The following is a 15,159-nucleotide window of genomic DNA, read 5'->3' as shown; positions in this document are numbered from 1 at the left end:
CGCCAAACCCCGAAAGTTTTCTTGCTGGCGATCAATGGATATCGTTCAAAAAGCCGACCAGCGCCCTGTTAACGATCTCCGACGCCTCAAGCTGCGGCCAGTGACCTACGCCCTCGATGGGGAGAAGCTCCTTGAGATTGGGAATCCTTGCCGTCAGATCCTCCTTCTTCAGCCCGCCCCGCATCTTGAGCATGCCGTCCGCGGTGCCGAAAACGAAGAGGGCAGGTTGCTCGATCTTCTTCCCGACGAAAGCCTTTGCCTGATCGAAATAGGGCTCCATGGCGCGATAGATGTTGAGCGGTCCGTGAAAGCCGTCGCGTTGGAAGCCTGCGAGTGTGATCTCGGCGTCGTCGCGGTCAGCGAAGGCCGGAATGCCGATCGGCGACGGCCGCTGCATCGTCTTGCTCGGATCCATTGGCGTCCAACCTTCGGACGGATTGGGGAGACCCGACATCCAGTATAGGGCGCCAGGGTATGTCGTGGAGGCATCCGCCCATTCCTGGTCGGCCTGCGGCTTCATGTGCTGGAACATATAGAAGGCGTCTTCCTTGCCAGCCGCCCTGAGCATCTGAAACATGCTCGGCCCATCACTCGGCAGGACCGGCGGCACGGCCAGACCAAGTACGCCGTCGAAGATATCCGGACGCATCATCGCCGCGTTCCAACTCACCGATGCACCAAAATCGTGACCCACAAGGGTGGCGCACTCGATCCCAAATTTTGCTAAGATGCCGACCAGATCCCCGACATGGTAGAAGATAGTGTAGAGCGCGGAATCTTCGGGCTTAGAGGTGTCGCCGTAGCCGCGCGTGTCGAGCGCGATCGCGCGGTAACCCGCTGCAGCGACCGCGTTCATCTGGCTGCGCCAATCCCGCCAGCCTCCAGGAAAACCATGCACGAAGAGCACGGGCGGACCATCGCCTTGCTCGACCACGTTGAGCGTGACGCCGTTGGTCTCGACGAACGTCTGCTTTATTGAGCTGTCCCGATCTTTGAACGACATGAGGTTGTCCTTTGTCTGGTAAATCTGGCCCGCGCATCGACTGGAGCCGTTGTGAGGGATCGGATCCGAAGCTGCCCGACCTTGGCGGCGATGAACTGCGCGTGATGCTACCGACCGGACAATTCGATCTAGAGGACCGGCTGGTGCTCCTGCACTGCAGCTATCGCGATCGCCATCCCGTTCTTGCCATCCTTAGTATCAAGGATGCCCTTGACGAGTTGAGTGGTGATGACGTCCGCCGCCGGCCGGACGCGGCTTATTTTACGCAGGTAACTTGTTGAACATGTACCGCGCAATTTTCCACGCGCCATTGCCATTCTTAAGGACAAACAGCTCGCGATTCTTCTCGTTGCTGATAGCGTTTGCTTGCTTCACTGTGATCTGTACTTCTGAGTGCGTCAAAACAAATGCATATGCGCCGCTCAGGGTTATTTCGTCGAAGTTTATTTTCGCGGCGATCTTTAGCGCTCCGAAGCCATGAGCGAAGAAGGCGTTGATCTGTTCTGCGCCCTGGATCGTCGGCGCATCGACGGCCATCAGAATCCCGTCGTCCGTGAATAGAGACGCCAACACGTCGGCCTGTGAGCGACCCATCGCCTCAATATAGTTTTCGATGACCTGCTTGATGCGGTCCTGTTCCGTCCGGCTTTGTTCGTTTTGCATTATTTAACTCCATTGAAGCCACGAGTTGTTCAATGGCTTGCCGACAATAGATGGGCCCCCACCGACTGTTTGATTAGGGCGGATATTTCGATTAGACTTTTCGCAAAGGCGGATAATCGATGGATCTAAACGGTGCATTCATTTTTGTTCGGGTCGCACAGCTCGGCAGCTTCACAAAGGCAGCCCGGGCGTTGCGCCTGCCTAACTCGTCTGTCAGCGACAGGATTTCGGATCTCGAGAAGTCTCTCGGCGTGCGCCTACTTGTGCGCACGACCCGGAAACTTCACCTAACGGATGCGGGCTCAAAATTTCTGCAGAAAGCCGAACTCGCCGTGACCGCACTGACGGAGGCGGGGGAAGAAGCATCGTCATCTCAAAACCAGCCAACCGGCATTCTGAGAATAACAGCTCCGGTCGAATTTGATCTGTCGTCCATCTCCGCTGCTGTGACGGAATATCTTCGAAAATTCCCACAGGTCAGAATGCAATTCCTTCTAACCGAGAGAGTGGTCGACCTAATAGGCGAGGGTTTTGATATCGCCATCCGAGTGGGACAGGCAAAGCCATCAAGCCTGTCGACTGTAGGCCTCGGGACCACCGGCTTCGTCTTGGTTGCAAGCCCCGACTACATAAGCAGAAGGCCAAAGGTCAGTCATCCGCGGGATTTGACCGATCACAACTGCTTGTCGGTTTCAACCGAGAAGGACGCGACCAGCACTGCCATTTGGGACTTGATCTCCGCGGGCGGCCAAAAGGCCAAGGTAGAGATCCAGGCCCGCATCTCCTCAAACTCTCTCAGCGCAATCAGGCATCTCGCTTCGGTCGCCGAAGGCGTTGCCCTCATGCCCGCAACCGTCGTGCGCGATGATGTTTCGGCAGGCCGATTGGTCCATGTACTCCCGGAGTGGTCGACGGCTCCGCAGCCCGTCTACCTTGCGCACGCAGATCGAAAAAATTCATCCCGCAAGGTCAAGGCGATGCTCCCGCTTCTTGAGCCCCATCTTCGCGACAGCCTTGGAACGCCTATGAAGGCCGCCAAGCCGACGCGCAAACCGCGCTGAACGGTTTGGCATATCTAAGCCGAATTCAATGATGCCTGAATGACCGCTCATGGCGTTGCAAAGCGGACGTCGGACGATCTTGCCATTCGAGATACTCCATAACATTCGAACGACGAATGTCGCGTGACGGCGCAAAGCCCGTCAGACGCCGCCGCTGTCCATGCGGTCAGGGTTCGAAGAATGCTAGCGTGGCGTCCGATGTGCGCTACTTACGAATCATCGCGGCAAGTGCTGACCATGTAGATTGTGAGTTCATTCGTGCCGATGACGGCGTACGGATCATCGACGCCCTGCTCGCGCAACCACTTCATTTGGAGGTCGTAGGCCTGCCGTTCAAGCGCGGCCTTACAGGGCGCCTGAATATTGTTCTCTCGCTGCACATGGTGCACGAGCTCGTGCAACAGCGCGCTCCTGTTCTTCAGGCTATCGCTGCGCCAATTGTCCGGCAGATAAATTTTGCGATCCTCGTGATTGTATAGCGCTTGGAATTCCAATGCGTTGCTCTCCGGCGCGCCATATCGCTGCGCCATCTCTGCGGGCGTTACGGACTGGACGGCAGGATGATCTGGAGCGGTCAGCCCGGTTTGAGAGACGATCCAGGCGAGGTACGCGGCAATCAGGCTGGTCAACGGCTAACCCCCGTTATTCGCGAAGCGCGATTCCGGGCAATCGTTCGTCGCTTGGTTGGTGGGATCCTCAAAGGTCGCGCTCCCGCTACTCGCTCAAAGCAGCGCGCCGGGTGCGCGCGTAGATCCTGGGAGCCTGCGGCACCATGCAGGACACCAGGTTGGCCTAGTCGCACAGCAGACACGTCGCTTCAGACGGGTAATTCGCGCTCTCGCTCCTCGACCTGTGTTCGTAGATTATCGACGCGGCGACGTGCACGAGGAGAACCGCGATACCCGCTGACCAGAGCAAGCCCATCCCAAGGCGGGACGGGAATCGAGGCATTAGATTTTCTCGCGCCGTTGTCTCTGTGACGATCATGCTTGTCCTCCGATATTCAATTGTTCATCACTCGCGATTAAACGCGCGTATTCGCTTATGATGCGACGTGCCTGCCGACGGCGCGACGCATGCAGCGCGGACAAGATGAAACCGATCATGCCTCGCTCTTGTGGCTCGGCGAGACGATCGGCGACTGCTTTGAGTGGCTGCAACACGTTGCTCATTTGCGATCTTCACGAATTCGAAAAGCGCGACACTGAGGTCCAATCCTCCGGCAGCGGCAGGACACAAACAATCCATACGCCCCGATGCCGTGGTCCATATCGCGCCTCCCGGCGGACTTGGGAACTACCTAGAAAGGTGGTCCAATGTCCTTTATGTTCGGGCTGTGGTCGATGACCTGCACACTTTGGAAAAGCGGATATGCAGCCAACCATCGACACGACTGACCTGCAGCTTCAGAACGTCTACGCTCTGTGGGATCATCTGGCCGAGTACTCTGTCGGCGACAGCGACGCCGCATTGACACACCTGCTAGGCTCGTTGGCTACGATGCTGTCGGCGAGCAATGTCCTGTGGTCTGTGGTAGTGCGCCTGCCTTCGCCGAAACGCGACGACCCCTTGCTGGGCTGGCGTCCTCGCCTCGTCCGTCTCTTGGACCCGAAACCTGCAGTGGCGGCATCTGTGCAGCAGCAGTTCGATGCTCTGTGGTCGAGGAAGCTCGACCTTTCCCAGATACTCTCAGCATCAGGAGACGAGCCGTTCCGGGTCCGCCTGCTGTTCGAAGCGCTGCCGCCGGAGTGGTTCGAGGGCGAGCACTATCAGAGGCACTATCTGGATGTCGGTCACGCCGACAGCATCTCAGTGCGCATTGCGCTCAATGATGATGTGAGAATTCGTCTGTTCGTCTTCCGCGATGCCCAATCTCGCCGGTTCTCGACCGAGGACGGCGAACGTCTGGGCTTCGTGATGCGTGGCTTGAGATGGTTCCACCGACAACAGCTGCTCAGCCACGGTCTTCTCATCGCCAACGCACCGCTAACCCCTGCGGAACGCAGGGTATTGCTCGCGCTCCTCGACGGACAGATCGAAAGGCAGATCGCGCAGAAGCTTGATCAGAGTCCTAACACCACCCACTTTCACGTGAAGTCCATCTACGCCAAATTCGGCGTGCGCAACCGCGCGGCGCTCGCTGCGCTGTGGCTCGGCAAGCTTCGATGACCAGGGCCGAAGCTGTAACCTGTCGACAACACACCGCCCGCCCGAAGGCCAGTCTGCGCGAAGGCAGGTCGATGGCCTCAATTGGCATTCATAGGGGGCAAGGGACCACCTTTTTAGGTGGTTTTCAGGCGCATCAAGTCGCGCGATATTCAACCCGGGTGCTGGGAAGACGGGTCCTCTCACCGTAACGATATGGGAGAAAAACGATGCGCGGCGATGCACGCCGCAACTTGCACCAATTCACTCCCACACGAGAATTTCTAACGCTGAAATGACGGTCCACTAACGCCATCGACGTATCGCAATGCGCTTATGCGCACACCTTCTGCGGGTTAGCTCTGTGGCGCCGCGTTCTTTGGCTATTCGTAAGACTGGGTTAGCCGTCTTGCCGCCGCTCTTTCGAGGCGTCTGACGGGACTTCTTGTCGAAAGCAAATGCGCTTGGCGCGTGGGATTTAAGTTATGAAGTGCGGGCTCGGTTCGAAGACGTTGCTGCAGACTGTGCTATTGCTTACCGGGAAGCACGTAGTCAATGACCCTGAGTCTTGCGGCGAAAGGTCGAGCCCCCCGACCGCGTCCGCCGCATCAAAAACTATTCGCCCCGTCACTTGGCTTGGTTCAACCGCGCTCTTGGCATCGCTGGCCGTGACGGTCGTGCCGTCCGAGGCTCTCGCGGCCTGTGTCGGCGAGAACACCGGCAACGTGACATGCGATGCGGCCAACCCGGCGACCGGCGGCACGCTCGAGTCGATCTTCGCCGGCACTACAGTCGTCACCGTCAATCCGGGCGCAAAGATCGATGGCTTTGCCCTGTTTGGAAATGCCACCTTCGGCGGCGCAAGCGTGACCGTCACGGCGCCCGGCAGCCTGACCTTCACTCACAGCGACACGATCTTTGGCATCGCCAACATGGTGAACCTTCGCAACGCTTTCGGCGATATCAGCTACATCGGGAATGCTGCGACGTTCGGTATCGGCGCCGTGGGCGCCGATGGCACAGTCAGCATCTTCAATTCTGGGGCTATCGGGGCAGGGGGCCTTCAGGCCCTTACGACAGGGAACGGCAGAATCGCGATCGACTCCAATTCTGCCGTTGCTGGCCCAATCAGCGGATTCGCCAACGGCGCAGGCGACGTGTTCATCAGAGGATCCGGCAGCGTCACGTCCACAGGCGCCGGCATCTCCGCCTCAACTGCCGGCATTGGCAATGCGACCATCACCTTCAACGGCTCTGTTACATCGACAGATGCCGCCCTGTCTGCGTCGAGCTTCGACGGAAACGCCACGGTGACCGGGTCCGGCAGCGTGACGAGTACCGGCGCTTTGAGTGCCATCGCGGCGTCGTCGACGAACGTTAACGGAAGCGGCAACGCGCTGATCTCCTGGAACGGCGCTGTCAACCAGACAGGCAGCGGTGACGGCCTTGTTGCGGGTGCCCAACAGGGATCGGCCACGGTGAACGTCCTGGGGAACGTCACAACGAACAACAACGCCGCCAATGTGTCCGCATCCAGCGCTGGCGGGACTGCCACCGTGACTGTTGCCGACCGCGTGACGCTCAGCGGAGGGTTCCGAGCCATTGACGTCGGCGCTCCTTTCGGCAACGTCAATCTCGCAGTCGGCAATGGAGCGTCTATCAGCGCAGATATTGACGCGATTTTCGTCCATACAATCACTGGTAATGCGACGGCAAGCATTGGGGCCGGAGCCATTGTTAGCTCTCTCGGCATGGGAGGAGGTCTTGGCCTGCAGGCACCCGGTGGCATCACAACGGCGACGATCGGCGCCGGAGCCATTGTCAGCGGCGAAGGAGGCATCAGCATCGACACCCGCAGCGGCTCGCTGACGATTGACATAGGCGCGAGGGTCGTTGGAACGGGAGCCGGCGGAGTTGGCGTCTATGTGCAGAGCAAAGCCGGCTTCGAGCTGTTTAATGCCGGTAACATCGGCGGTCCAGCAGCTGCTATACTTTTCGTACACTTTGCACCGAACGACCCCCCTATGACCCTAACGCTGGCGCCGACGTCTGTCATCATGGGCCAGGTGATTGGCGGCGCCAGCTCGTTTCAGATCGGTCAGGGCAACGTCCCGGGTACTGCCGACATCTTGCAGCTCGGCGGCACCGGAACAGGCAGCTTCGACATCTCGCAGGTCAGCGACGCCGGGCAGTATTCGGGCTTCGGCACTTTCAACAAGGTTGACTCGTCAAATTGGATCCTGACCGGCACCAGCAGCTTCGCCGGTCCGATCGCCGTTAACGGCGGCACGCTGTCAGTCGACGGCGACATCACCTCGGCCGGCAGCCTGACGGTGAATGCCGGCGGCACGCTGGGCGGCGCCGGCGTCGTCGGCAACACTGTCGTCAATGGCGGCACGCTGGCGCCGGGCAATTCGATCGGCACGCTTACCGTCAGCGGCAGCCTGACGATGACGGCGGCATCGACCTATCTGGTGCAGGTTTCCGGCACGACCTCCGACAGGACCAACGTCACGGGCACCGCGGCCTTGGCCGGCAAGGTGACCGTGGACCCATTGACACGCCTCGGCCAGACCACGACCTATACGATCCTCAATGCGGGCGCGCTCAGCGGCACCTTCGACACGGCGGCGGTGGCCAACAATTTCGCCCGCAATGCGCGGTTGAGCTATGTCGGCAACGACGTGTTTCTGACGCTCGATCCCGGCCTGCTCAGCCCGATTCTGCCCGGCAATGCCAGCACCAACCAGAAGAGCATCGCCGCAGCGATCGACAATGCCTTGATCGGTGGCGCCGTGCTGCCTGCAGGCTTCAACGGGCTGTTCAACCTGTCCGGCAACGAGCTGCTAACTAGACTGACGCAGGCATCCGGCGAGACTGCGACCGGATCTCAGCAGACCACCTTCGATGCGATGACCCAGTTTACGGGCGTGATGACCGATCCGTTCACCGCTGGTCGCGGCACGCCGCAAGCGGGCGCGGTGGGTTACGCCGACGAGACGCTGACTTATGCCGCGAAGCGCTCTCCGAGCGATGCGCTGGCGGCGATTTATCGCAAGGCGCCGCCGATGGCACCTGCGTTCCAGGAACGCTGGAACGTGTGGGCAGCGGCCTTCGGCGGCTCGCGTAACACTGATGGCAATATAGTGGTCGGCTCGAATCACACCCGCTCGAGCATTGGCGGCGTCGCGGTCGGGGCCGACTATTGGTTCTCGCCAAATACGCTGGCGGGCTTCTCGCTGGCTGGCGGCGGTACCAACTTCTCGGTGGCCAACGGCGGTTCGGGCCGCAGCGACCTGTTCCAGGCCGGTGCATTCGTGCGCCATACGGACGGATCCGCTTACATCACAGCGGCAGCGGCCTATGGCTGGCAGGATATCACCACCGATCGCGTTGTCGGCGGCGATCGGCTGCGCGCGCAGTTCAATGCCAACAGCTATTCGGGTCGCATCGAAGGCGGCAATCGTTATCTGACGCCGTGGCTGGGCGGCGTCGGCCTCACGCCTTATGCAGCGGCGCAGGTCACAGCACTCGATCTGCCCTCCTACGCAGAGACCGCCGGCGGCGGCCCCAACACCGTCGCACTGGCCTATGCTGGCAAGACGGTGACCAGCACACGCAGCGAACTCGGCTTGCGCACCGACAAGTCGTTTACCGTGACGGATGCGATCTTGACGCTGCGCGGCCGCGTCGCATGGGCGCACGATTTCATCACCGACCGTTCGGCTTCGGCGACGTTCCAGACGTTGCCCGGTGCGAGCTTCGTCGTGAACGGCGCGGCGCAGGCGCGCGATGCTGCGCTCACGACCGCATCCGCGGAAATGAAGTGGACGAACGGTTGGGCGGTCGCCGGCACCTTTGAAGGCGAGTTCTCCGATGTCACGCGAAGCTACGCCGGCAAGGGCGCGGTGCGGTATGCGTGGTGAGGAGCTGACTTTCGAGATATTTCCATAACACTCGACGGGCGAATGTCCGATGTCGGACGCAAAGGGGACACGTCTACTCACGCCCGCGCGCAGCCGATTTCCGTCGTAGGTAAATCTCGGGTCTCGACCGCGTAGATGACTTCAGGTCATCGCGGGTGCGCGATCTCCCAGCGCCCCATGATGGCCCAGATGAGCCAACTGGAGCCGCGGTCACGCATCAATGATAAGGCCGGTGCCGGCCGGGACGATAGGCGGAATCGCCACTGCACCGTGCAGACGCATCGCATGCGCGACTAACCCGCGCATGACATTCGCGCGTGCTGTTCGTGCGATAAGATGACGCACTGAGGTGAAATAGACATACTCGAGTGCATTGCGGACGCCGATAGAGCCCGCCGCGGTCAGCGTCTTCTCCACGGCCTCTGACAGCGGCTGATCGGCCGCCGTCATCGTCATGCCGATCATCACGACAAGCGCGGGGCTGTGAGGGATATCGTAGGTAAAGTTGCTGGCGGCACCGAGCGCGCTGCGATCACCCGACGCCAGCAACGCGATGCATTTCAGCACGCGCATATAGAGCAGGAACGCGGACTCCGGTTCGGCCATCTCGATGCCGCGGTCGAACAGGATGACGGCTTCCTTGAAGTTGCCCCGTGCCTGCCGCAACTGACCCATCAGGGGCAGTGCGGCCGCGAAGTCGGCCGTGCGTGCGAAGGCGCGTTCGGCGAGATCCTCGGCGAGGTCGAGATGACCGCGATGGACGAAATACAACACCTTGGCGGCCGCCAGCATCAGCAGCGGATTGTTCTCGATCGCCGGCAGACAGTCTAGCGCCGTGGCCTCGATCTCGCCCTCGATCTCGGCGCGTTCTTCGCTGCTGATGCCGGTAAAGGGATCCGCGAGCACGAGGCGCGCGAACAGATGCAGGCACCATTGCAGCGCAATGTCGGGATCGGCCGGATTTTGCGCACGCGCTGCGCTGAGCTCCTGGCCCTTCTTGAGCCAGGCCGGACTGGACGACGACAGCAGGGTCGACGCCTTGCGCAGGCGGACGTCCAGCGGTTGGTCGGACGGCGTGCCGAGGCCCGCCGATGCGTGGGTGAGCGCGTTTCGTAGCTCGATGATCGTGCCGTGCGAAACCCGGGTCGCTTCTGACGCAAAGGATGCACTGTCGGCGAGATCGAGGCGAAACGCCCTGACGATGCGTTTTGACGGCATCTCGCGCAGCGTCGCCGTGCAATCGAGGCGATCGCCGGCGGTCTGAAAGCTCACCTGCAATAAATAGCGCAGCCCGCTCGAGACGCCGTGGCGCCAGTCGTCGACGATGACGATTGTCTGCGCGGGCGACAGGTCGATGGCGATTCCGTCGCGCAAGCGATCGAGTAGTTGTGAAGCCCGCGGGTCGATGCGCGCGCCTTGTTCAGCAAAGGCCGGAACGATGGCGAGATAGGCATCGATCGGTCCCGTCAGCGGCGCTGCGACCGGCACCGCCGACGGCTCGGCGATCCAGACATAGCCCTCACCATATTGCGTAGCGATGTAACGGGGCATCTTGGCGCTGTCGTTGAGTTTGGTGCGCAGACGGTTGACCAGGAAATCGATGTTGCGATCGGAAGACTCGTTTTCCGGCGACGCGATCTCCTCGATCAGCCGGCTGCGCGACATCAACTGGTGCGGGTTGCGCGAAAAGGCAAGCAACAGGGCGCGCTCGTTGCGGGTGAACTGGATGGTTGTGCCGCCGCGTCGCGCGAACAGGCAGGTCTCGTCCAGGATCAGCTCTCCGAAAGTGGGACCTTGCGCTTTGCTCATACCAACTCCAGTCGCGCTTTTCGACCTGACACCGAAACCGAGCATCGGTTTCGCAACGGAAGATTCTGCGCTTATCTACTCTTTACCCTGCCACCGTCTGGATGCGCCACCGTCAGGATGCGGCCAGTTGTCCTGCGCACTTGGTTCTAAGTCGACAGGAAGGCCGCCGCCGGTTCTGTTGCTCGGCGCTCGCTGCTCGCAATAACGGGGATAAGCACGGGCCCTACAGCACATGCAGCACGATGGCGCCGACAAAGGCGATGGCCGCATAGACTGCGACAAGGTTCAGCTGACGGACGCACGCGGTCATGGCGGTGCCACCCTGTTGCGTGTGTCAGCGCGCGTCGATGCCGAATCGAGCCGAGGTTCCGTCAGGCATGCACAACAACGACATATCGGTATTTTCACGCCTTTTATTCTCTACACGCATAGCGTGCGGAATGTTGCGGCAATGTTCTGAATTGTTTAGTAATTGTTAGAAAGTGAGCTTTTTCAGTTACTTATGCCGTTTGATTCAGCGGCATGTTATCATTTTTGGTTGTGAAGGTGCCCCGCTCCGGTGTTGAACTGCCACCGCGATGCGCCGCAGGCGCGGAATTGATGGGGGCGAGCGTGCAGTTTGACCGGGGACAAAAGTGGATGCAGGGCGCCGCAAGCGCGGCTTTGGCGATCGGCGTGACGATCTCCACGGCAACACTGGCGCAAGCCACGTGTGTGCCCAACGCCGTCGATGCAACGAACCCTGCGCCGGGCACCACGGTGACCTGCGACCTGACGACCACCGAACAGAATTCGCCCAATGGCTACGGCACCGGCAATCAAACGGGCATCACGATCAACGTCCTGAATAACGCGTCGGTGCAGGGATCAACGCTCGGAGCCAGTCACGGCATCTGGGTCGGCGATGCCGTGATCAACAACGGTGTCGGCTCCACGATCCTGGGCTGGACGAACGGCATCACCGCTGCGACCGGACCTCTCACTGTGACCAACAACGGCACGATCACAGGCACGAACGGTATCGGCGTCAGCGCGAACGCCAACATAACGCTGACCAACAACGCCGGCGGTGTCATCTCCGGTGCAACCGAAGGCATCAGGTCGGCCACCGGCGCCATTACGGTGGATAATACAGGAAGCATCACCGGGACGACCGGCGCGGCCATCGATGCTCTCACCGACATAACAGTGATCAACCGCGCGGGCGGTGTTATCACTGGTGGACCGATCGGCTTGTTCGCGCGCTCTGGCAAGCTCACCCTTGACAATGCGGGAAGCATTACGAGCACAGGCACGACGACGGCTTCCGCCTTTGATAGTTTGACCGTGATCAACCGTGCCGGTGCAAATATCAGCGGCAACGTCGTCGCATTGAACGCTGTTGACCTGCTTAACTCTGGAAGCATCGGCGGTGTCAGCGCCGGGGATCTGAAGGTGGTCAATACCGCCACGGGCACGATTGGCGCCATATTCGGTACGGGTGTGGCCGAGATCGATAATTCCGGTACTATTTCGCAATTTTCGGGGGCTGGCAGTCTGGTCAATCGGGCCGGCGGAAACATCACCAGCATTTCTGCCGCAAGCATGTCCGTCAATAATTTCGGAACGATCGGGGGCATAGGGGTCAGCGGCGACCTGCAACTCGTCAACAATGTGGGAGCGAGTCTCAGCATTTTGTTCGGGAGCGCCACATCCACTGCTTCGATCTTCAACGCGGGCACTATCAGCGGCAGCTTCGGAGTTGCGATGTTATTCACCGGCGGTGGTAACACGCTCACGCTTGCGCCAACCTCCGTCATCAACGGCACGGTTACAAACGCCGTTCCCGGCAACGCGTTGCAACTCGGCGGCACCGGCACCGGCAGCTTTGATATCTCGCTGCTCGGCTCTGCCGGAAGTCAATATGTCGACTTCACCGCCTTCAATAAGGTCGATAGCTCGCTGTGGTCGCTGACCGGTACCTCGCTTTATAACGGCGCTGTCAGCGTCAATGGCGGCACGCTCGCGGTGAACGGCAATCTCGCTGCCGCTAGTCTGCTCACGGTCAATGCCGGTGGCATAATCGGCGGCAGCGGTGTGCTCGGCGCCACCGTCATCAATGGAGGCACGCTGGCGCCGGGCAATTCCATCGGCACGCTCACCATGGCCAGCCTGACCATGACCGCGGCCTCGACCTATCTGGTCGAAGTGGCCGGCACGTCGTCGGACAATACCATCGTCACCGGCACTGCGGCGCTTGCAGGCAAAGTCGTCGTCAATCCGCTGACGCGTCTCACATCGACCACTACCTATACCATCATCAATGCCGGCACGCTGAGCGGCACATTCGACAGCGCCTCATTCGCGAACAATTTCGGACGCAATGCACGGCTGAGCTATGTCGGCAATGATGTGCTGCTCACCATCGATCCCGGCTTGCTCAGCCCGATCCTGCCGGGCAATGCCTCAATCAACAACAGGAACGTCGCCGCAGGCATCGACAATGCGCTGGAGGGCGGCGCCAACATGCCTGCGTCCTTCAACGGGCTGTTCTTGCTGACCGGCAACAATCTCTTGAACGCACTGACGCAGATCTCCGGCGAGACGCCCACCGGCGCGCAGCAGACCACCTTCGATGCCATGACCCAGTTCATGGGCGTGCTGTCCGATCCCTTCACGGTGGGCCGTGGCGGCACGGCGCCGGCTGCTTTTGCATTCGCCGACGAGACCGACACGCTCGCCTACGCACCTGATGGACGCAAGCGCACGCGCACCGAGCGCGACGCCTTCGCCATGTTCACCAAGGCGCCGCCGCGCGCCTATGAAGCGCGCTGGAATGTCTGGGCCGCCGGCTTCGGCGGCTCGCGCACCACCGATGGCAACACCGCCCTTGGCTCTAACCGCACCACTGGTAACATCGCCGGTGCCGCCGTTGGCGCGGACTACTGGTTCTCGCAGGACACCGTTGCTGGCTTCGCGCTGGCCGGTGGCGGTACCAGCTTCTCCGTCGCCAATGGTGGCAGCGGCCAGTCCGATCTGTTCCAGGCTGGCGCCTTCGTCCGTCACAACATCGCGTCGTCCTATATCACCGCGACGGCTGCCTACGGCTGGCAGGACATCCGCACCGATCGCCTGATCACCGCCGTCGGCACCGAACGCCTGCGCGCCGACTTCAACGCCAATGCGTTCTCCGGCCGCATCGAAGGCGGCCATCGCTGGCTGGTGCCGGAACTCGGCGGCATTGGCCTGACGTCTTATGCGGCTGTGCAGGTCACAGCGTTTGATCTGCCGTCGTACGTTGAAACGTCGGCCAACGGCGCTGGCGGCTTCGCTCTGAATTACGCGGCGAAGACCGTGACCTCGACGCGCACCGAACTCGGCCTGCGCGGCGACAAGTCCTTCGCCGTCAACGACGCGCTTCTCACGCTGCGCGGCCGTGCCGCATGGGCGCATGACTACAACAACGACCGCAACGTCAGCGCCGTGTTCCAGTCGCTGCCCGGTTCGACCTTCACCGTGAACGGCGCCCGCGCTGCCCACAATGCGGCGCTGACTTCGGCCTCGGCTGAAATGTCCTTCAACGGCGGCTGGTCGGTTGCGGCCACCTTCGATGGCGAATTCTCCGACGTCAGCCGCAGCTACGCGGGCAAGGGGGTGGTGCGTTACGCCTGGTAGCGCTAGCAGCCCGCTTCGCGGGCTCCCACCGCATTGCCAAATTACAGCTAGATCGGGCAGCCTGCCCCGGAGCGCTTCCGTCCACTTGGCTCGGCGAAAACGCTCCGCCTGTTTTCGCCGCTGAGCTGTCGCTGTAGGACCGCGCCAAAATAATCTCGGACCGTATCCTTAGCCGTGCATTCCATAATACTCGATCCCCGAAAATCACCGTGGCCTCGCCCGTTCGATCTGGCGCGAATTGGCTAACGGGCGCTCCATCCGACAGCCGGCCCGGCGTGCGGTAACGCCCGCATGAACTGGGCTTGGTGGATAGTACTTCGATGCCCGGGCTCGTCCCAGGCATCTCTTTGCGAATCCTTCTTTAAGACTTTAAGCGCATGCTATTCAAAGGCGGATCAGTAATGCGTACCGCCAGCTGCTAGACGACACGACAGACCCGCCGAAGCGACCCGGCGGGTTTTCTTTGGAGGCGGCAGTGGCATCAGCAATCGAGCTTATTGTCAGCGCATACGTCCAGGTTGGTGATCGGGCCGCGCTGGTCGGTCTGCTAGATCATCGAAAGAGCATCGCGAAAGACCTGCGAAGCCGGACCGGATTCGATTTTCGAGTGCCGTTAGATGCTGTCGAGACTGAAATCGAGGTCATAGAGGCGGGCGTGGCCACATTCGACAACTCGCCGTCCTAGAACGTCTGCGATAAGTACCAGCGACTACATCGAGTGGCTTTCGCTCAATAGTCGAGATCCGATAGAGACGTCGTATTTACGATCTCTAGCTTCTTTGACTGCCAATGCTCGAACATAGCAGCACGTCGGGTTTCATAAACTGTTGCGAGGTATTCGAAACACTGTACGCCAGTGTGCTCTATTCCGAAGTACTCAACCTGAACCGCAAAGCTC

12 protein-coding genes are annotated in these 15,159 nt (G+C 60.6%); 7 read left to right on the top strand and 5 right to left on the bottom strand.

The window, feature by feature from the left end; all coding sequences use genetic code 11:
* Positions 1 to 31: 31 nt before the first annotated feature.
* Positions 32 to 1,003, bottom strand: coding sequence for an alpha/beta fold hydrolase (locus AB8A23_RS25330; protein ID WP_439057739.1), 972 nt, complete (start codon positions 1,001 to 1,003; stop codon positions 32 to 34).
* 11 nt (positions 1,004 to 1,014) lie between these two features.
* Between AB8A23_RS25330 and AB8A23_RS25325 the strand changes: the two genes are divergently transcribed.
* Positions 1,015 to 1,284, top strand: coding sequence for a hypothetical protein (locus AB8A23_RS25325; protein WP_439057740.1), 270 nt, complete (start codon positions 1,015 to 1,017; stop codon positions 1,282 to 1,284).
* Here the strand turns inward: AB8A23_RS25325 and AB8A23_RS25320 are convergent.
* On the bottom strand, positions 1,265 to 1,666 hold the full coding sequence (locus tag AB8A23_RS25320) for a YybH family protein (RefSeq protein ID WP_439057741.1): 402 nt from the start codon (positions 1,664 to 1,666) through the stop codon (positions 1,265 to 1,267). The two genes, AB8A23_RS25325 and AB8A23_RS25320, sit on opposite strands and share 20 nt — an antisense overlap.
* A gap of 119 nt (positions 1,667 to 1,785) precedes the next feature.
* On the opposite strand from AB8A23_RS25320, the gene AB8A23_RS25315 reads away from it, so the two are divergent.
* The gene (locus AB8A23_RS25315; protein WP_439057742.1) at positions 1,786 to 2,727 is read left to right on the top strand and encodes a LysR family transcriptional regulator; all 942 of its coding nucleotides are present in this window, start codon (positions 1,786 to 1,788) and stop codon (positions 2,725 to 2,727) included.
* A gap of 209 nt (positions 2,728 to 2,936) precedes the next feature.
* Here AB8A23_RS25315 and AB8A23_RS25310 read toward each other — a convergent pair whose 3' ends face one another.
* On the bottom strand, positions 2,937 to 3,356 hold the full coding sequence (locus AB8A23_RS25310; RefSeq protein ID WP_439057743.1) for a DUF6647 family protein: 420 nt from the start codon (positions 3,354 to 3,356) through the stop codon (positions 2,937 to 2,939).
* 354 nt (positions 3,357 to 3,710) lie between these two features.
* Positions 3,711 to 3,899 carry a hypothetical protein gene (locus AB8A23_RS25305; protein ID WP_439057744.1) on the bottom strand — a complete coding sequence of 63 codons (189 nt, stop codon included), beginning with the start codon at positions 3,897 to 3,899 and terminating at the stop codon, positions 3,711 to 3,713.
* Positions 3,900 to 4,098: 199 nt separating this feature from the next.
* On the opposite strand from AB8A23_RS25305, the gene AB8A23_RS25300 reads away from it, so the two are divergent.
* Positions 4,099 to 4,896 (top strand): helix-turn-helix transcriptional regulator, encoded by a 798-nt coding sequence (locus AB8A23_RS25300; protein ID WP_439057745.1) that lies wholly within the window; start codon positions 4,099 to 4,101, stop codon positions 4,894 to 4,896.
* Between the two features lie 629 nt (positions 4,897 to 5,525).
* Positions 5,526 to 8,798, top strand: coding sequence for an autotransporter outer membrane beta-barrel domain-containing protein (locus AB8A23_RS25295; protein ID WP_439057746.1), 3,273 nt, complete (start codon positions 5,526 to 5,528; stop codon positions 8,796 to 8,798).
* A gap of 210 nt (positions 8,799 to 9,008) precedes the next feature.
* Here the strand turns inward: AB8A23_RS25295 and AB8A23_RS25290 are convergent, their stop codons facing one another.
* Positions 9,009 to 10,607 carry a winged helix-turn-helix domain-containing protein gene (locus AB8A23_RS25290; protein WP_439057747.1) on the bottom strand — a complete coding sequence of 533 codons (1,599 nt, stop codon included), beginning with the start codon at positions 10,605 to 10,607 and terminating at the stop codon, positions 9,009 to 9,011.
* A gap of 232 nt (positions 10,608 to 10,839) precedes the next feature.
* Between AB8A23_RS25290 and AB8A23_RS25285 the strand changes: the two genes are divergently transcribed.
* The 3 genes from AB8A23_RS25285 (at position 10,840) to AB8A23_RS25275 (ending at position 14,946) form a co-directional block, all read left to right on the top strand.
* Positions 10,840 to 11,067, top strand: coding sequence for a hypothetical protein (locus AB8A23_RS25285; protein WP_439057748.1), 228 nt, complete (start codon positions 10,840 to 10,842; stop codon positions 11,065 to 11,067).
* Between the two features lie 179 nt (positions 11,068 to 11,246).
* On the top strand, positions 11,247 to 14,261 hold the full coding sequence (locus tag AB8A23_RS25280; RefSeq protein ID WP_439057749.1) for an autotransporter outer membrane beta-barrel domain-containing protein: 3,015 nt from the start codon (positions 11,247 to 11,249) through the stop codon (positions 14,259 to 14,261).
* 475 nt (positions 14,262 to 14,736) lie between these two features.
* Positions 14,737 to 14,946: a hypothetical protein gene (locus tag AB8A23_RS25275; protein ID WP_439057750.1), complete on the top strand. Its 210-nt coding sequence runs from the start codon at positions 14,737 to 14,739 to the stop codon at positions 14,944 to 14,946.
* Positions 14,947 to 15,159 lie beyond the last annotated feature (213 nt).

This window comes from Tardiphaga sp. 619_E2_N8_4, assembly GCF_051810905.1.
In the GTDB taxonomy this organism is placed as follows: Bacteria; Pseudomonadota; Alphaproteobacteria; order Rhizobiales; family Xanthobacteraceae; genus Tardiphaga; species Tardiphaga robiniae.
This window is presented reverse-complemented; position numbering and strand designations above follow the sequence as displayed.